Source organism: Streptomyces pseudovenezuelae, assembly GCF_001513955.1.
Lineage (GTDB): Bacteria > Actinomycetota > Actinomycetes > Streptomycetales > Streptomycetaceae > Streptomyces > Streptomyces pseudovenezuelae.
This window is the reverse complement of sequence record NZ_KQ948148.1, coordinates 428,019-444,927: the sequence shown is the minus strand read 5'-3', so window position 1 is coordinate 444,927 and position 16,909 is coordinate 428,019. Positions and strand designations below refer to the sequence as shown.

Below are 16,909 nucleotides of genomic sequence, written 5' to 3'. Positions count from 1 at the left end.
CCGACGGCGCCCGTGTGTGCGCCCGCGAGACCGCCGCCGTGATCGGGATAGCCGCACCCGCCGCCCCCGGCAGCGTCACCGAGAACTCGGCGCACCCTGGTTCACCGGGCCTCCTCGACCCGCCCTGTGCGCGCCCGCGAGCCCCACGCCCCCCGCTGGCCTCCGCCCACACGGCGCCGAGGACCGGCCGCTCCATGGATGCCCGGGAAGCTCTCAGCCCGCCCCCGGCACCCCGTGCCCCCGGGCAGCGTCACCCTGAACTCGGCGCACCCCGCTCCACCGGCCCCCTCGACCTGCCCCGTGCGCGCCCCCGCACCACCGTCCCGCGAGAGCACCGCACCCCGCCACTCTCCGTACACACGCTGGCGCCGACCAGCCCCTCCGCGGATGCCCCGGGAACCCCTCAGCCCGCCCCCGGCACCCCGTCCACCCCCGACACCCCCGGCAGCGTCACCGTGAACTCCGTCTGTCCCGGTTCGCTCGTCACCTCGATGTGTCCGCCGTGCGCTCGTACGATCGCCGCCGTGATCGCGAGGCCCAGCCCCGTGCCCCCGCCGTTCTGGGCGCGGGCACGGGACGCGTCCGCGCGGGTGAAGCGGGCGAAGACGGTCGGGAGGAGGGCCGGCGGGATGCCCGGGCCGTCGTCCCGGACCCGGATCACGCGGCACGCGCGCGTGGCCTCCACCGTGACCGTGACCCGGGTGCCCGCCGGGGTGTGGGCCCGCGCGTTGGCCAGCAGGTTCGTCACGACCTGGGTGAGCCGGGCCGGGTCGCCCGTCACCGTGGCCGGTTCGTCCAGGCGCAGGGCGAGCCGCCAGTCGTGATCGCCGCCCGCCGCCCGCGCGTCCCACACCGCCTCCGCGACCAGCGTCGCCAGACCGACCTCCACCGTCTCCAGCGGCCGTCCCTCGTCGAGGCGGGCGAGCAGCAGCAGGTCCTCGACGAGCCCGGTCATCCGGGCCGCCTGCGCGCCGACCCGCTGCCAGGCCGACTCCGGCCGGACACGTGCCCCGTCCCGGCCCATCAGCTCGGCGTACCCGGCGATGGAGGCGAGCGGAGTGCGCAGCTCATGGCTCGCGTCGGCGAGGAAGCGGCGCATCCGGTCCTCGCTGTGCTGCCGCTGGACCAGCGCGGCCTCCACCCGGTCGATCAGCCGGTTCAGCGCGGCACCCACCTGACCGGCCTCGGTGCCCGGGTCGGTGTCCCCGGCCGGGACCCGGGTGAGGCCCAAGATTTCGCCGCGGTCCAGCGGCGCCCGCGCGACCTCGGCGGCGGTGGCGGCCACCCGCCCCAGGGGGCGCAGTTGCCGCCGTATGACGACCGCGCCCACGCAGCCGGCCACGGCGATCCCGGCCACGGCGATCACCGTCTCGGTCACGACCAGCTGACGGACCGTGTCCCGTACGGCGGCCATGGGCAGCGCGGCCAGGACGTCGGCCCCGTCGCCGACGACGGCGGTCACCCGGTAGGTGCCGAGCCCCGGGATCGTCCGGGTGCGCGGGACGCCGTCCGCGGGGACCCCGGTCAGGGCCGCGCGCTGGTCCGCGGTCAGGCTCCGGCGGGCGCCGCCCCGGGCCACCACCTCGGCCGCGGTGACCCGGCCGTCCTCGGTCCGGGCCGCCACGGTCCCGGCGGGCTGCCCCCGCTCGCTGAGGAAGCTCAGGTCGGTGTCGCCGCCCGCCCGGTGGCGGGCGCCGCCCTGGCTGCGCGCGGCAGCGTCCCGTACCCGCTGGTCCAGCTCGTCCAGCAGCCGGGCCCGCTGCACGAGCACCGTGGTCAGGGCCATCGTCACGCACACCGCGCACAGCACCAGGGAGGTGCACAGCACCAGCCGCGCCCGCAGCGACCGGGCGGCACGCCCGGTCCTCACCCGCCGTCCGCCGCCCTGAGGACGTACCCGGCGCCGCGCACGGTGTGGATCATCGGCGGCCGGCCCTTGTCGATCTTCGCGCGCAGGCCGTAGATGTAGACCTCGACCAGGTTCCCCTCGCTGTCGAACGAGCTGCTCCACACCTCGCCCAGGATCTGCGCCTTGCTGAGCACCTGACGCGGGTGCCGCATCAGGAAGTGCAGCAGGTCGAACTCCTTCGCGGTGAGCGCGATCGGCGTCCCGTCCCGCTGCACCTGGCGGGTCCTCTCGGCCAGCACGAGATCACCGAGCACCCGTACGGGCTCGTCGGCGGCCTCCTGCTCGGCGCCCGCCCGGCGCAGCAGGGCACCCAGCCGCAGCATGACCTCCTGCAGGGAGAAGGGCTTGGTGACGTAGTCGTCGGCGCCCGCCGACAGTCCGTCGAGCCGGTGCTCCAGGGAGTCGCGCGCGGTGAGCATGAGGACGGGCAGCCGCGCGTTCTCGTAGCGCAGCCGGCGCAGGACGTGCACACCGTCCAGGTCGGGCAGCATCCCGTCCAGGACGACGGCGTGCGGGGCGCAACCGCGGGCGAGGGTGAGGGCGCTGCGGCCGTCCCCGGCCAGGAAGGGCTGCCAGCCGGCGTCGACGACGGCCCACGAGAGCAGTTCGGTGAGTTCGGGCTCGTCGTCGACGATCAGCACGCGCACCGCGCCCCGGCGGATTTCACGAGTGGCAGGCATAGCGGGGACTGTGCCGCGGGTGTCTGAGCGGACCCTGTGCGCGTGCTGTGGCCGGGCGGTGATTCCGCACAGTCGGCGCCCAGGGACGCATGCGAGCGTGATTTCCGGTTAGGCGCACCGGGATTACTCGATTCAGCGGGCAGGTGAGAAGAGATCTCTTTCATGGCGAAGGCACCGGACTCGACAGCCGTGGCGGACACCGAGCAGGAAGGAGCGGACACGGCGGTCGGTGTCCGCAGACCCCCCGCCCCGGTCGCACCCCGTGCGAGCCGGGGTTTTCCGTCCGCGGTGTCCCGCACCGGCCGGGTGAGCGGCCTGGACGGACTGCGCACCTTCGCGGTGGCGCTGGTCATCGTCCACCACGTGGAGCCCGACGTGCTGCCGGGCGGCGCGGTCGCCGTGGACGTCTTCTTCACCATCAGCGGCTTCGTCATCACCCGCCTGCTGATCGCCGAGTACGTCCGCCGCGGCGGGATCTCCCTCATGTCGTTCTACCGCCGCCGCTGGCTGCGGCTCGTCCCCGCCCTGCTGGCGCTGTGCGCGGTCTGCGTGCTGCTCGCGTCGACGACGTCCCTGTGGGGCTTCGACGGCTCGCTCCAGGCCGCGGGCCTGTCGGCCGTCTTCCTCACCAACGTCGTACGGGCCATGGAGCCCGGCGCCTACTCCGACCTCACCAGCCCGCTCGCGCACACCTGGTCCCTGGGTGTGGAGGAGCAGTTCTACCTGCTGTGGCCGCTCGCCCTGCTCTTCCTCCTGCGACGGTTCCGGGCCCGCACGGTCCTGCTGAGCACGGCCGCCCTGTGCGTGCTCCCGCTGCTCTGGCGCTGCGTGCTGTGGACCCCGGAGGCGGCCCACCGCATCTACAACGGCACCGACACCCGCGCCGACCAGCTGCTGGCCGGCGCCCTGGTGGCCGTGGCCCTGGCCCGCCTGCGCTCCGACGACCCGCGCCTTGACCTCCTGCGCACCTGGTCCGCCCGGCTGGCCTGGCCGTCCCTCGCCCTGCTGGCTCTCATCGCCTGGCAGGTACCGGTCACCGAGGACCTCGGTGTGTGGACGGCCACGTGGTACACCGTCGGCATCCTCGCCGTGGCCGCCCTCTCCGCCACCCTGGTCACCGCCCTGGAACTGCGCCCCGAGAACCGCCTGTCCCGCCTGCTGGCCCTGACCCCCCTGGCCTGGGTGGGCCGCAACCTGAGCTACGGCATCTACCTCTGGCACTACCCGGTCGTACGACTCCTCGCCTCCCTCGGCGTCCAGGAGGGACGACTGGCGGCGACGGTGGTGCTGACACTGCTGATGGCCCTGCTGTCGTACTACGCCATCGAGAGGCCGTTCCTGCGCAGGGCGCGGGTGGCGAGGGCGAGGGGCCCGGTCCCGGCGGCGGCGACGGCCTGAGGCCGTCCGGGTGGTCGACGGTACGGCGTCGCCCACCCGGACCCCGGCCCGCGCAGGGGCCCGTCAGACGGTCACCGGAGCCTCCGTCCCGGGACTCACCTTCGCGGCACTGCCTCGCCCTTCCCGCCACCAGGACGCCCCCCAGGCGAGCACCGCTCCGCCCACCGCGTACGCCCCCAGCACCCACAGCGCCGAACTCGTCGCGTGGCCCGAGAAGTACACCGTGTTGCGGACCAGGGTCGTCCCCGCGCCCGGCGGCAACGCCTGGCCGATCGCGCTCCAGAAGGCGGGCAGGAGAGGGGCCGGGTAGACGCCGCCCGAGCTCGGGTTGCCGAGGACCACGAACAGGAGGATGACCAGGCCGGTGCCGAGCAGGCCCAGCAGGGTCTGCAGGGCCAGTGCCGTGGCCGCCGAGGCCATGACGGTCAGCGTCCCGATCGCGCTCAGAGCCCAGAAGTGGCCGCCCAGGGCGTCGAACACCGGTCCCACGATCACCGCTCCGGCCACGCCCGAGACCACCGCGTACGGGATCAGGACCGCCAGGCGGATCAGGGTGCGGGGGCGGTTCGCCGGGCGGGAGCCGGACGCCATGCCCATGATCGTCGCCGTGAGGTAGCCGCCGATCACCCAGCCCAGGACCAGGTAGAAGGACGTCATGCCGCGGCCGTCGCCGGAGTTGGGGGACTGGATGTCCGTCACCGTGATCCGGCGTTTCTCGGACGCCTCGATCTTCTGGGCGATCTGGGTGGCCGTCTGGGAGACCGACGGGCCGCCCGCCGAGGCGACCAGCAGGGTGTCCTCGGTGCCCTTCGGATCGAAGAGGAAGGCCGCGTCCGTGCGGCGCGTCATGACCCACTCACGGGCAACGGCCGTACTGGAGGCCGCCGTCGCCTTCACGGGTTCGCCGGCCAGCGCGTTCAGCTGGGCGACGATCTTCGAGGACGCTTGCGGGGGCGCCACCACGGCCACGGGGATGCGGTGGGGGGTGGGGGAGTGGAAGGCGCCGACGTACGAGAGGACGAAGGCGAGTTGGACCAGCAGGCCGCCGAGGACCAGGCCGAAGGCCCGGAACGTCACGGCGTCCTTGAACTCCGCCGCGAAACCGGAGGACTTGGGGGCCGGCTCCGTCGGGGACGGGCCGGTGGAAGGGCTGGAGGGTGCGTTCACGCGCGCATCGTCGCACAGGCTGATGAATTCACCGTTCCGTTTGCCGTCCCGCGCAAACCGGGTAACCCGGGCAACCCACGGACCGGCCACCGGCGCCTACTCGTCCGCCAGCCCCAGCTCCGCCCAGATCGTCTTCCCCGTGGCCGTCTGCCGGCTCCCCCAGCGCTCCGCCATCTGCGCGACCAGCAGCAGCCCGCGCCCGCCCTCGTCGAACACCCTCGCCCGCCGCAGGTGCGGAGCCGTACTGCTGCCGTCGGAGACCTCGCAGATCAGCGCGTGGTCACGGATCAGCCGGAGGACGACGGGGTCGTCGCCGTAGCGGACGGCGTTCGTGACGAGCTCGCTGACGATCAGTTCCGTCGCGAAGGAGGCGTCCCCCAGGCCCCACGCCGTCACCTGTTCGCTCGCCGCCTTGCGGGCCCGTGCGACCGCCGCCGGGTCCCGCCGGAGCTGCCAGGTGCGGACCTTCCCGGCGTCCAGGGCCGAGGTGCGGGCCAGCATCAGGACGATGTCGTCGGCCGGGCGGGCCGGCAGGACCGTCCGCAGGACCTCGTCGCAGGTCTCCTCCAGCGGGCCCGCCTTGTCGGCGAGGGCGCCGCGCAGCAGGTTCAGCCCGACCTCGATGTCGCGGTCGGGCGTCTCGACCAGTCCGTCGGTGTAGAGGGCGAGCAGGCTGCCCTCCTCCAGTTCCACCTCGACGGACTCGAACGGCAGCCCGCCGAGGCCGAGGGGCGGTCCGGTCGGGAGCTTCAGGAAGCGGACCTCGCCGTCCGGGGTGACCACGGCCGGCGGCGGGTGGCCGGCGCGGGCCATCGTGCAGCGCCGGGAGACCGGGTCGTAGACGGCGTAGAGGCAGGTGGCCCCCACCTCGCTCGGTGTCGGGGCCTCCGTACCCCGGTCGCGGGTGTCCGGCCCCTCCTCCCGGTCGAGCCTGACGACCAGGTCGTCGAGCTGGGTGAGGAGTTCGTCGGGGGCGAGGTCGACGTCCGCGAGGGTGCGTACGGCCGTGCGCAGCCGGCCCATCGTCGCCGAGGCGTGGATGCCGTGGCCCACCACGTCGCCCACGACCAGGGCGACCCGGGCGCCGGACAGCGGGATGACGTCGAACCAGTCCCCGCCCACGTCCGCGCCGGAGCCCGCCGGGAGATAGCGGTACGCCACCTCCATGGCCGCGAGGTCCGGCGGCCGCTCGGGCAGCAGGCTGCGCTGGAGGGTGAGCGCGGTACGGCGTTCGTGGGTGTAGCGGCGGGCGTTGTCCACGCTCACCGCGGCCCTCGCGACGATCTCCTCCGCGAGCAGCAGGTCGTCCTCGCTGAAGGGCTCCGCCGTACGGTGGCGCAGGAAGTGCACCAGGCCGAGGGTGACCCCTCGGGCGCGCACCGGCACCATCAGCACCGAGTGGATCATGTACTTGGCCACGGTCTCGGCACGGGCGGGGGAGGACTCGATCCACTCCCGCATCCCGGGGTCCAAGGGCCCCGGCCGGTTGCCGCGACCGGCGATCAGGGCCCGCATCGGGGGCGTGTCCACCGGGTAGAACGTCCGCTCGCCGGTGGGGACCACCGACTCCGGGCAGCCGTCGAGGACCGAGCGCTGTGCCGTACGGCGCACCGTGACCGGCCGGTCCGGGGGCACCGGTTCCGGTTCCTCGCCGAACGCCACCGACTCCAGCAGGTCCACGGTGACGAAGTCCGCGAAGCCGGTCACGGCCACCTCGGCCAGCTCGTCGGCGGTCCGGGTCACGTCCAGGGTGGTGCCGATGCGGAGGCTGGCGTCGTTGAGGACGGCGAGGCGGCGGCGGGCCCAGTACTGCTCGGTGGTGTCGAAGACGGCCGCGGACAGACCCCGCACCGCGCCGCTCTCGTCCTTCAGCGGGGAGAGGAACATCGACCAGGCGTGGCCCCGCACCTCGCCGGGGGCCTGTCCGTAGTTCTCGTGGAAGAGCGGTTCGCCGGTGAGCAGCACCTGATGCTGGAGGCGGTCGTACTCGTCGAAGGGCGGGTTCGGCTCGATCTCCCACAGGGTCAGCCCGCGCATCTCGGTGACGCTGCGGCCCATCACCCGGGTCATGGCCTCGTTGGCCGACACCAGCCGGGCCTCGGTGTCGTAGACCGCGACCGGCACGGGCAACTGCGCGAGCGTGAGGTCCCACAGGGCCTCCGCGTCCGGTCCGACGGGCCCGGCCATGTGCTCCCGGGCGGCCGCGGTCACCAGCCACGGCCGCGCGCCGTCGCCGTCCGCGAGCGGTGTCCCCTTCAGCCGTACGACGATCCGGCCGCCACCCCGGTGCCGCAGCGCGACCTCGGTGGCCCAGCGCCGGCCCTCGGCGACATGGCGGCGGGCGGACTCGGGCAGATCGGCGGCGAGCAGGTCGGACGCGGGGTGTCCTACGACCTCTTCGGCCTCGTATCCGAGCAGCTGACGCGCCCCGGCGCTCCACACCGTGATGGTCCCGGCGTCGTCGACGACGACCGCCAGGTCCTCGGGTGCGCGTCCCTCCACGGTGCCTCCGGGTGTGCCGCCCCTGCTGTCCATGCTCCCAGCGTCCCGCCGCGCGGCTCCCGGCTCAAGCGATGACAGAGGAGAGGGCACCACGGCGGCGCTGCCGTGCGGAGCCGCAGTCTTGCACGCGGCGGCGGGGAGGGGGAACGGAACGCGGTGATCCCGGGGCGGGCGCCGCACGGCGGGAGGGTGCGGCTGCGTGACCGCCGTGCCGTGCGCCCTGCTGCGTCAGCCCAGCGGGGTGTCGGCCCAGGGCAGCGACGCCGCCGGGTCGTTGAAGGCTTCCTGGCGGGGCGGCTGGACCTCGTGGCAGGTGAAGCCGAGCCGGGTCAGGGCCCGGCCGACCTCGCTGGCGGTGAAGTCGCGGCGGTCCTGCCGGGTGATGACCTGACCGACCTGCTTGACCGGGTAGACGTGGGGGCCGACGGTCACACACAGGCCGGTGGCGGGTTCGGGCTGGATGCCGTCCATCGACCTCTCGACCTCGCTCATGGTCAGGTCGAAGGGAAAACGTGCGATGACGATGCGCATGGTGCCTCCACGGGGAGCGGTCGGGACGTGACGGTGAGAACGGCCAGGGTGCGGCCCTGTTCGTCTCCTTCTCGACGGGGGACACCGGCGGCGCGGCCACCGGCCCCGTCAGTCGGTCGTACGGCTATCGGCTGGTGGGGGTGGAGCGGCGGCGGCCCCGCGCGGAGCGGCTGCTGCGGTTCCGTCCCGCGGACCCGGAGCGCCTCGGGGTCTCGGCGGGCGCCGGAGCGGGCAGGGTGACGGGCACGCCGGAGGGGGTGCGGGCGCCGGTGATGCGGTTCAGCTCGGCCTCGCCCGGGCGGACCCGGGTGGTCCGCGCGGTGACGCCGGCGTCGGACATCAGACGGTCCACCGCGCGCCGCTGGTGCGGCAGGACCAGGGTGACGACGGTGCCGGACTCGCCGGCGCGGGCGGTCCGGCCGCCGCGGTGCAGGTAGTCCTTGTGGTCCGCGGGCGGGTCGAAGTTGACGACGAGGTCGACGTCGTCGACGTGGATGCCGCGGGCCGCGACGTTGGTCGCCACCAGGACGGTGACCTGGCCGTCCTTGAACTGGCCGAGGGTGCGGGTGCGCTGCGGCTGGGACTTGCCGCCGTGCAGCGCCGAGGCCCGCACGCCCACCGACAGCAGGTGCTTGGCGAGGCGCTCCGCCGCGTGCTTGGTGTCCAGGAACATGATCACCCGGCCGTCGCGGGCGGCGATCTCGGTGGCGGTGGTGTGCTTGTCGTCGTCCCGCACGTGCAGGAGGTGGTGGTCCATGGTGGTGACGGTGCCCGCCGACGGGTCGACCGAGTGCACCACCGGGTCGTGCAGGTAGTTGCGCACCAGCCGGTCGATGTTGCGGTCGAGCGTGGCGGAGAAGAGCATCCGCTGGCCGTCGGGGCGTACCTGGTCGAGCAGGGCGGTGACCTGGGGCATGAAGCCCATGTCGGTCATCTGGTCGGCCTCGTCCAGGACGGTCATCGTCACCTGGCTCAGGCTGCAGTCGCCGCGCTCGATGAGGTCCTTGAGCCGGCCGGGCGTCGCCACCAGGACCTCGGCGCCGGCCCGCAGCGCGGACGCCTGGCGGCCGATCGACATGCCGCCGACGACGGTGGCCGCGCGCAGGCGCAGCGCCCGCGCGTAGGGGGTGAGCGCGTCGGTGACCTGCTGGGCGAGCTCGCGGGTCGGTACGAGGACCAGGGCGAGCGGGTGCCGGGGCTCGGCGCGCTGTCCGTCCAGGCGGGCGAGCAGCGGCAGACCGAAGGCGAGCGTCTTGCCCGAGCCGGTGCGGCCACGGCCCAGGACGTCACGGCCGGCCAGGGAGTTCGGCAGGGTCGCCGCCTGGATGGGGAAGGGCGTGGTCACACCCTCGGCCAGGAGCGCGGCCTGCAGGCGCTCGGGCAGGTCGAGGTCGGCGAACGCCTCCACCGCGGGCAGGGCCTCGGTGACGGTGGTGGGGAGGGTGAACTCGCCGCGGGGAGCGGCGGCCGGGCGGGAGCGCTGGTGGCTCGCGCCCCGGGAGCGGAGGTGGGACGTGTTGTTCCCGTTGTTCCCGGTACGGCGGGTGCGGTTCATGGGAGGGGAACCCTTCCTCGATGCGTGCGGCACGTGTCGAGGAATTCCTCCGAAGGCGCGGTGAAGCCGCGCGAGAATTCGCAAGAAAGAGCCGGGGGAAAATGAAGAAAATCAGATTCTTCAGGACAATCTGATTCTTCGGGGCAATGGGACAGGGCCCGCACCCCAAGAGTGCGGGCCCCAGCCGTGAAGATACGCGTCAGCGTCAGGCGGGAACGATGTTCTCGGCCTGCGGGCCCTTCTGGCCCTGCGTGACGTCGAAGGTAACCTTCTGGCCTTCCTGAAGCTCGCGGAAGCCGGAGGTGGCGATGTTCGAGTAGTGCGCGAACACGTCGGCGCCGCCGCCGTCCTGCTCGATGAAGCCGAAGCCCTTTTCCGCGTTGAACCACTTCACGGTGCCAGATGCCATATTGAATCTCCCTAGGGGGCAGTGCCGGGACCCGCACTGTACGGACCCCGAGTCGCCGCGATGGACTCCCCTCCGGAAGACCCGGAAAGACGCCGGTGAACTTCGAGAAGAAATTCTCCGGAAACCAAAACTGCAACTTTTATCACGGTAACACACCGTAGGTGGGCGGATCTACGTCGTCCCTCATTCTGGTGGCGACCCGATCGAAAACTTCGCCGCGCCCGGTCCGTGATTCTGTCGCGGCCGCGACAGTTATTCGCGCGGCAGGCCGCCTCCACGCGGGTGCCCTGCTGCTGACCCTTGAAGCACCGGCGGCGACCGCCCTCTGGGCCCAGCGGCGGCCCGCCCCGTCGTCGAGACGGCCGTCGGGAGAGCTCCCGGCGGCCATGGCACCGCCCAGGCGGCCCAAATCTGGCGTCGACACCCCCGTAAATGTGATGCCATCACACCAGACTTTCGCCCCCACCCGAAGCGCCCGAAAATCCGCCCCCCGCGCCCACGTGATCCACCCCACGCGGACGGGTCGACGACGTGAGCGCCACTCGGGGGCGCATGCCGGGTCACCGGGGTACCGCCCGCCGGCCCGACCACCGCTGTCGCCCTCGGGAGTCGTTCCTGGCGGCAGACCTCGACGGCAGCAAGGACGCCTCCCAGGACCCGGCCGAGCGGGCCCGGGAGGCGCCCTTCCTCCGCCGGCCGCCGTCGTCCCGGGTATGACGGAGGCCGGCGACGGGGTGGCCGTCAACCTCGGTTCGCGGATCGCCCGCCTGGGCGTTCCCCTCGGCACGCTGTGCAGCTCCACCAAGGGAGCCACGGAGACGCTCACGCGCGCGTGGGCCACGGAGTTCGGCCCGCTGGGCGTCCGCGTGAACGCCGTCTCGCCGGGTGTCGTCCTGCCCCCGGCCCCGGAGGGCGGTGAGCCCCGCCCGGGCGAGGTCATGATGGAGGGCACCCCGGCCGGCAGCGTCGGCACCCCCGACGCCATCGCGCACGTCGTGGTCTGGCCGGCCAGCGACGAGGCGGCCTTCGTGCACGGGACGGTCGTGGACGTCGACGGGGAGCGGTGCGCAGGTCGGGCCGGTCGTCGCCTCACGCCGGGTACAGCGTCGCCTCCCGTGCCGCGCGCAGGGCGCCTGCCCACCAGGACAGCTGTTCCAGCAGGGTCTTGGCGTATCCGACGGCCTCGGGGTCGAGGGGATGGCCGTCCTGCCAGGCGGTGAAGTAGTTGGGGAAGGCGAGACCGTCGCGGACGGTGACCGCGTGCAGCTCGGTCAGGACGTTCTCCAGGTGCAGCACCGCGTGGCGCCCGCCCGCCGCGCCGCCGTAGCTGACGAAGGCGACGGGCTTGGCCGTCCACTGGGTGAAGTGCCAGTCGATCGCCGCCTTCAGGGACGCCGGGTAGCTGTGGTTGTACTCCGGGGTGACGACGACGAACGCGTCGGCGCTCTCCAGGGCCGCGGTCAGCGGCCGCATCCCGGCCGGCCGCGGGTAGTCGTCCCCGGCGTACTTCGGTGAGACCGCGGGCAGCGCCAACGGGACGTCGACGCTGGCCAGGTCGACGACCTCCACCTCGAAACCCCCGTGCGCCGCGGCCTGTTCGGCGACCCATGAGGCCACGACCGGCCCGAACCGTCCTTCCCGGACGCTTCCGACGACGATCACCAGCTTGTGCTTGTCGTTTTCCATGCCGACCACGATCGAACCCCGCCGCGACCCCAGCCAGACCGGGCTCAGGCTGGCCCCCGCAGGGCCACCCTGAGCCCTCCGCGGACGGCGGGGCGGCGTCCTATGCTCGGGCCATGGGGACACCACTGGGGGATTTCGTCCGGGCCAGGCGGGACAGCGTCCAGCCCGCGTCGCTGGGCCTGCCGGACCACGGCCGCCGCAGGTCACCGGGGCTGCGCCGGTCGGATCTGGCCACCCGGGCCGGCATCAGCGTCGAATACCTGACCCGCATCGAGCAGGGCCGCGACCGCAACCCCTCGGTCGCGGTGGTCAACGCCCTGGCCGACGCGCTCGCCCTCGACCCGGCGGAGCGCGCCCACCTGCGCTACCTCGCGAAGATCAGCGGCGGTGAGTGCACCGCCCACCGCAGGCCCGCCCCGCCCTCGCGTGAAGTACGGCCGTCCGTGCTGCGGACACTGCGCCTGCTGGAGCCGGGCATCGCCCTGGTGACCAACCGGATGGGCGACATCCTCGCCCACACCAGCGCGTTCGACGCGGTGACGAGCGGGACCGGACTGCTCGACTCCGGCACCCCGAACCTCACCCGGTACGTCTTCACCGACCCCCGTGCCCGGTCGTTCTTCGCCGACTGGGACCTCGTCGCGGACGAGCAGGCATTCGACCTGTGGCTGGGCCCGTCCCTCGACTCCTACGAGTGGTTCACCGCGGAGCTCGCACCCGTCGCCGGCCCCGATCTCACTCGCCGCCTGCACCGGCACGTCGTTCCGCAGCGTGGCGACCTCCGGCTCCGCCATCCCTCCGGACGCGAACTCCGGCTGGTCCGCGAGACACTCGAACTACCCGTGGACGCACAGCAGTTGGTCGTCCTCCTGCCCGCGGACGAGACGACGGCCCAGGCCGTCGACGAGCTGCGCCGCCCGGCCCACGGCGGTCTGAGGGCCATCTCCTGACGCGTCGCCGCGCGCGGACCTGATCCCTGCGCCGGGAACCGGGCGACGGTCGCGGCCCACGGCCGGGACGGATCGGACCGTGCAGCTCGGTGTTCGATTACCGCTGCCGTGTCATACCCTGCATCTTCGGTGAGCCGGGCTTCTCAGGGGGGACACAGGAACCCGGACCGCGATCCTTCCCTCTTCCTCAGTCGGGCGGGCGGTTCTCTGACGAGCATCTAGTGAAATTGGCCGAAATTGATACACATGCCACCGCGGATTCCTTCGCGGACGAGACTCTGGGCCGCGGCGGCCGTCGTGGCCCTCGGCTTCTTCGTCGCGATGGAGATCACCGCACATCGCTACGGTCTGCCGGGGCCGCTCGGCACCCAGCTGCGGGAGTTCGTGTACCCGCCCAAGTCGGGCCCCCTGTTGTACGCCGGCCTGGCGCTGATGATGGTGGTGCTCACCTGGCGGCAGCGGTTCGTGGTGCTCGGTACCGCGATCGGCATCGACCTCGTCATCGCGGTGGTCCGGTGGACGCTCGACATCAAGGTGACCCACGGCCACCCCTTCGGCAACGGCGCGCTGTGGGTGATCGTGGGCTGCGCGGTCTTCGCCCTCACCCGCCGCACCGGCCCGGACCGCGTCCTGCTGCTGAAGGGCGTCGGACTGGGCCTGCTCCTGGTGGCCGGCCGCAAGACCGGTGACACCTGGCTCCTCATCACCGCGAAGAGCCGGCACCTGGTCCTGGACCCGTATCTGGCCAATGCCGACCACGCCCTGGGCAACCCCTCGTGGATCATGGGCCGGATCGTCACGGCCACCGGGGCGATCGGCTTCAACTTCCTCGACACCATCTACGGCCAGCTGGCGGTGGCCGCGGTGGTCGTCGCGCTGTACCAACTGCGCAACGTGGGGAGGGAACGCCGTTTCCCGCGCCACCACCTGGTGCGCACCTTCCTGCTGATCGGCCTCCTCGGACCGGCCGTCTACATGATCTTCCCGGTGGTCGGACCGGTCTTCGCCTACGGCACCGGGACCGACCACTGGGCCTCGATCGCCCTGTGGTCACCGCAGATACCCAGCGACGGGCACTGGGCGGTGGCGAACCTGTGGCCGCAGACCCCGCCGCCGATATCCGCCCCCCACTCCATACCGTTCGACGGGGTCACCCCCCGCAACTGCATGCCCAGCCTGCACACCGCCTGGGCCACCGCGATCTTCATCCACTCCCGCAAGGGCCCCCGTCTCCTGCGGTACGCGGGCACCTTCTGGCTGATCGCGACCCTCTGCGCCACGCTGGGCTTCGGCTACCACTACGGCGTGGACCTCGTCGCCGGGGTGGTGTTCACCCTCACCATCGAGGCGGGCCTGCGCGCGTTCGACCGCGGCTGGGACCGCTCCGGGGTCCGGCTGACCGCCTACGGCGCCACGGTCTTCGTCGCGCTCCTGGTGTCGTACCGCTGGCTGCCGGTGCAGATGGCCGAGTACCCCTGGCTGGCCGGACCGCTGCTCCTGCTGGCGATGGCCTCGGTGATCTACGGCTACCTGCGGACCGTCGCCCGGTGGGAACCGGCGCCGGCGCCGACGCGAGCGCCGCAACCGCAGCCCGAACTGCTGTGAACCGCGGCGGACCCCGGGATCAGCCGCCCACCCGCTCGATCCACTCGCCGCCGCCCAGCGGATAGTCGTAGCCCGGGCGGGCCACGTCGGCGCTGGTGCGGAACGGCTTGCCGCCGTCGTCGATGTGGACGGTCCCGCTGCGCCCGCCGCTGGACCAGTCCAGGCCGAGATCCCAGCGGACGTCGTGCGCCTTGGTGCGGGCGTTGATGTAGAAGACCTCCGGGTCGGACTCGCTGACCTTGTACGGGAAGTCGCGCTGGCCGTTCTTCACGGTGACCGCGGGGCTGCCGTTGTCCAGGTCGACGTCGAAGGACTTGGTGCCGACACCGCCTCCGCAGCCGACGCCCATCGAGTAGTCGTTCCAGGCGAGCGGCGCGCCCTTGGTGAGGAAGCGGACGTGCAGGGCGTTCAGGACGACGGTCTCCTGGCCGGTGCCCTGGACGGTGAGCGCGATCCGCTGCTCGCCCGAGGAGACCGCCCCGTACGCGGCGGCCCAGCGCGGCGCGTCCTGCTCGGACGCCGGGGGGCCGACCTGCTCGGGATCGCTGTCGACGAGGAAGTGCTGGCTGCACGGGCTGTCGTAGACGTAGGGGCGGACGCCGACCGTGAGCGGCACGGTGTCGGTGGCGCCGCCGGTGGACCGGCCCGCGCCCTGCTTGCCGTCGCCCCGCGAGGTGCCGGACCGTCCGCCCCCGGACCCGGCGGCCGCGGTGGGCGAGCCGGTGGCCGACGCGGACGGCTCGTGTCCGTTCCCGTCGGCGGACGGGGCGACGGGAGGCTGCCGAGAGGCGCCCGCGGCGAGGGTGCCGGTGGACGCCGGCGCCGAGGTGTCCCCGACGGCCGTCGGACGCAGGGCGTAGGCGCCGGCTCCCAGCGCGGCGACCACCACGACGGAGGCGATCAACGCGGTACGGCGTCGGCGCAGCCAGGAGGCGTGACGAGACGGCGTGGCCCGGTCCGTCGTGTCCGTGTCCGTGACCACCGGCTCGTCGTCCTCGGGCGCGGCCTCGTCACCAGCTGACCCGGACCCCTCCGCACCCGCCTCCCCGGCCGGCTCCTTCACCGCGGCCTGGTCCGGCCTGCGCCCCCGTTCCGCGTCCGCGAGGATCCAGCGCCGGTGCAGCTCCACCAGCTCCTGCGGTGTGGCCCGGCAGACCCGCGCGAGGCGCTCCACCGGGGCGTACTCGACCGGCACCGCCGTGCCGTTGCAGTAGCGGTGCAGCGTCGACGTACTCATGTGCAGACGTTTGGCGAGCGTCCCGTAGCTCAGCCCCGACCGGTCCTTGAGCTCCCGCAGCAGCTGCGCGAACGTCTCCGTCCGCTCGGTCCCCGTTGCCCCTGACACCCGTTCCCCTCAACCCCCCGCATTCCAGTACCGCATTCCAGGGGCAGTGCGTTTCCCCTGTTCAGAGCCCGTTTCGGCGTTCCAGTGTCCCCAACTGCCCGCTGAGCGTGGCGGTCGGGACGGATCACCCCACAAGCTTCGGTCATCCAATCACCACCGCCACCCCAACTCCGAAGGGGCACAGCCACCATGTCCAGCATCTCCCGCACCCGTCTCGTCGCCGTCGCCGCGACCACCGTCCTCGCCGCGCTCTCGCTGACCGCGTGCAACGACGGGACCGGCACCCAGGACGAGGGCCACGCGACCGGCGCGAGCACTTCCCCCGCGACCGCCTCCCCGGCCCCCTCGGCGGCGACGGACCAGGCGCCCGCCACGGACTCCTCGGCCGCCACGGGCCCCTCCGGCGCCGACGCCGGCTCCGCGGGCGGCGGCGCGGGGACCTCCGCCTCGCGCACCGCCGTGTCCAAGGCGCCCTCCTCCGCCGGCAGGCCGGTCACCTGCGAGGGCTCCACCACCAGGACGGTCGCGGCCCCGCTGACCCGTCCCGTGAACCACATGCTGCTCACGGTGACCAACACCGGCAGCAAGAGCTGCTACCTGTACGGCTACCCGGTCGTCCGCTTCGGCGAGGCCCAGGCCGTGCCCCCGGTCATCGAGGCCTCGCAGCCGCAGGCGGTCGTCACGCTCGCACCGGGCGAGTCCGGCTACGCCTCCGTGAACCTCTCCGCCACCGACGGCAGCGGCGCGAACGGCTACACCGCGAAGACCCTGACCGTCTACTTCCAGGGCCGCTCCGGCAGCGGCAGCGTCGGCAGGGCCGCCACCCCCTCGCTGCCCGCGAAGGGCACCTACGTCGACGACTCCCTCAAGGTCACGTACTGGCAGCAGTCGATGGACGACGCCGTCAGCTGGTGACAGCCCGCGCGGTCGGGCTTGTCCCTGCCCGGCCGCGAAGTTGGTCAGGGGGAGGATCACCTCGCCGGGCAGGGGCGGGAAGAGGTTCTCCAGGGCGATGGCGAGGCCCGCCCCGGGGCCGCTCGAGCGCGCGCGGTTCCCCGCACCCTCGCCCCCGGTTTTCCGCAGGGTGACCCCGGCGGTCGGATCCCGTCCCCGGGAGGGGGGACCGGCCCCACGACCGCTCACGCCCGTCCCTCGCGTGGGGGTGGTCAGGT

Annotated in this window: 13 protein-coding genes and 1 pseudogene; 5 read left to right on the top strand and 9 right to left on the bottom strand. The window is 73.2% G+C overall.

Annotated elements, in window-relative coordinates:
• Positions 1-403 precede the first annotated feature (403 nt).
• Both AQI94_RS22370 and AQI94_RS22365 read right to left on the bottom strand, forming a co-directional pair.
• Positions 404-1,786 (bottom strand): sensor histidine kinase, encoded by a 1,383-nt coding sequence (locus AQI94_RS22370; RefSeq protein WP_079062560.1) that lies wholly within the window; start codon positions 1,784-1,786, stop codon positions 404-406.
• Between the two features lie 80 nt (positions 1,787-1,866).
• Positions 1,867-2,589, bottom strand: coding sequence for a response regulator transcription factor (locus AQI94_RS22365; protein WP_031051802.1), 723 nt, complete (start codon positions 2,587-2,589; stop codon positions 1,867-1,869).
• Between the two features lie 162 nt (positions 2,590-2,751).
• On the opposite strand from AQI94_RS22365, the gene AQI94_RS22360 reads away from it, so the two are divergent.
• A complete protein-coding gene (locus AQI94_RS22360; protein ID WP_031051801.1) occupies positions 2,752-3,987 on the top strand; it encodes an acyltransferase family protein in 1,236 nt (411 codons plus the stop codon).
• A gap of 63 nt (positions 3,988-4,050) precedes the next feature.
• Here AQI94_RS22360 and AQI94_RS22355 read toward each other — a convergent pair whose 3' ends face one another.
• The 5 genes from AQI94_RS22355 to AQI94_RS22335 all read right to left on the bottom strand — a co-directional run bounded on the left by AQI94_RS22355 (position 4,051) and on the right by AQI94_RS22335 (position 10,151).
• A complete protein-coding gene (locus AQI94_RS22355; RefSeq protein ID WP_037943830.1) occupies positions 4,051-5,154 on the bottom strand; it encodes an ABC-2 transporter permease in 1,104 nt (367 codons plus the stop codon).
• Between the two features lie 96 nt (positions 5,155-5,250).
• Complete coding sequence (locus AQI94_RS22350) at positions 5,251-7,689, bottom strand: ATP-binding SpoIIE family protein phosphatase (RefSeq protein ID WP_062229898.1); 2,439 nt, start codon at positions 7,687-7,689, stop codon at positions 5,251-5,253.
• A gap of 195 nt (positions 7,690-7,884) precedes the next feature.
• Entirely contained in the window at positions 7,885-8,187 is a 303-nt protein-coding gene (locus AQI94_RS22345) for an SCO5918 family protein (protein ID WP_062229897.1), read from the bottom strand.
• A gap of 124 nt (positions 8,188-8,311) precedes the next feature.
• Positions 8,312-9,742, bottom strand: a complete 1,431-nt coding sequence (locus tag AQI94_RS22340; protein ID WP_062229896.1) for a DEAD/DEAH box helicase — start codon at positions 9,740-9,742, stop codon at positions 8,312-8,314.
• A gap of 205 nt (positions 9,743-9,947) precedes the next feature.
• On the bottom strand, positions 9,948-10,151 hold the full coding sequence (locus tag AQI94_RS22335; protein ID WP_007383480.1) for a cold-shock protein: 204 nt from the start codon (positions 10,149-10,151) through the stop codon (positions 9,948-9,950).
• Between the two features lie 695 nt (positions 10,152-10,846).
• Here AQI94_RS22335 and AQI94_RS43005 point away from each other — a divergent pair.
• Positions 10,847-11,215: pseudogene (locus AQI94_RS43005) on the top strand (SDR family NAD(P)-dependent oxidoreductase); the annotation flags it as partial.
• Positions 11,216-11,240: 25 nt separating this feature from the next.
• Here AQI94_RS43005 and AQI94_RS22330 read toward each other — a convergent pair.
• Positions 11,241-11,837, bottom strand: coding sequence for an NADPH-dependent FMN reductase (locus tag AQI94_RS22330; RefSeq protein ID WP_031061565.1), 597 nt, complete (start codon positions 11,835-11,837; stop codon positions 11,241-11,243).
• A 113-nt stretch (positions 11,838-11,950) separates the two neighbouring features.
• On the opposite strand from AQI94_RS22330, the gene AQI94_RS22325 reads away from it, so the two are divergent.
• Together AQI94_RS22325 and AQI94_RS22320 are read left to right on the top strand one after the other, a co-directional pair.
• Positions 11,951-12,787, top strand: a complete 837-nt coding sequence (locus AQI94_RS22325; RefSeq protein WP_031061567.1) for a helix-turn-helix domain-containing protein — start codon at positions 11,951-11,953, stop codon at positions 12,785-12,787.
• A gap of 246 nt (positions 12,788-13,033) precedes the next feature.
• Positions 13,034-14,392, top strand: coding sequence for a phosphatase PAP2 family protein (locus AQI94_RS22320; RefSeq protein WP_051833053.1), 1,359 nt, complete (start codon positions 13,034-13,036; stop codon positions 14,390-14,392).
• A gap of 19 nt (positions 14,393-14,411) precedes the next feature.
• On the opposite strand, the gene AQI94_RS22315 is transcribed toward AQI94_RS22320, so the two are convergent.
• On the bottom strand, positions 14,412-15,737 hold the full coding sequence (locus AQI94_RS22315) for a helix-turn-helix domain-containing protein (protein ID WP_031061573.1): 1,326 nt from the start codon (positions 15,735-15,737) through the stop codon (positions 14,412-14,414).
• A gap of 189 nt (positions 15,738-15,926) precedes the next feature.
• Between AQI94_RS22315 and AQI94_RS22310 the strand changes: the two genes are divergently transcribed.
• Complete coding sequence (locus tag AQI94_RS22310) at positions 15,927-16,652, top strand: DUF4232 domain-containing protein (protein WP_062229895.1); 726 nt, start codon at positions 15,927-15,929, stop codon at positions 16,650-16,652.
• Positions 16,653-16,909: the final 257 nt, after the last annotated feature.

Coding starts and splice junctions, on each gene's coding strand:
- AQI94_RS22370 (WP_079062560.1), bottom strand. CDS start 1,786: ATGGCCCTGACCACGGTGCTCGTGCAGCGGGCCCGGCTGCTGGACGAG.
- AQI94_RS22360 (WP_031051801.1), top strand. CDS start 2,752: ATGGCGAAGGCACCGGACTCGACAGCCGTGGCGGACACCGAGCAGGAA.
- AQI94_RS22350 (WP_062229898.1), bottom strand. CDS start 7,689: ATGGACAGCAGGGGCGGCACACCCGGAGGCACCGTGGAGGGACGCGCA.
- AQI94_RS22365 (WP_031051802.1), bottom strand. CDS start 2,589: ATGCCTGCCACTCGTGAAATCCGCCGGGGCGCGGTGCGCGTGCTGATC.
- AQI94_RS22320 (WP_051833053.1), top strand. CDS start 13,034: ATGCCACCGCGGATTCCTTCGCGGACGAGACTCTGGGCCGCGGCGGCC.
- AQI94_RS22345 (WP_062229897.1), bottom strand. CDS start 8,187: ATGCGCATCGTCATCGCACGTTTTCCCTTCGACCTGACCATGAGCGAG.
- AQI94_RS22325 (WP_031061567.1), top strand. CDS start 11,951: ATGGGGACACCACTGGGGGATTTCGTCCGGGCCAGGCGGGACAGCGTC.
- AQI94_RS22335 (WP_007383480.1), bottom strand. CDS start 10,151: ATGGCATCTGGCACCGTGAAGTGGTTCAACGCGGAAAAGGGCTTCGGC.
- AQI94_RS22310 (WP_062229895.1), top strand. CDS start 15,927: ATGTCCAGCATCTCCCGCACCCGTCTCGTCGCCGTCGCCGCGACCACC.
- AQI94_RS22330 (WP_031061565.1), bottom strand. CDS start 11,837: ATGGAAAACGACAAGCACAAGCTGGTGATCGTCGTCGGAAGCGTCCGG.
- AQI94_RS22340 (WP_062229896.1), bottom strand. CDS start 9,742: ATGAACCGCACCCGCCGTACCGGGAACAACGGGAACAACACGTCCCAC.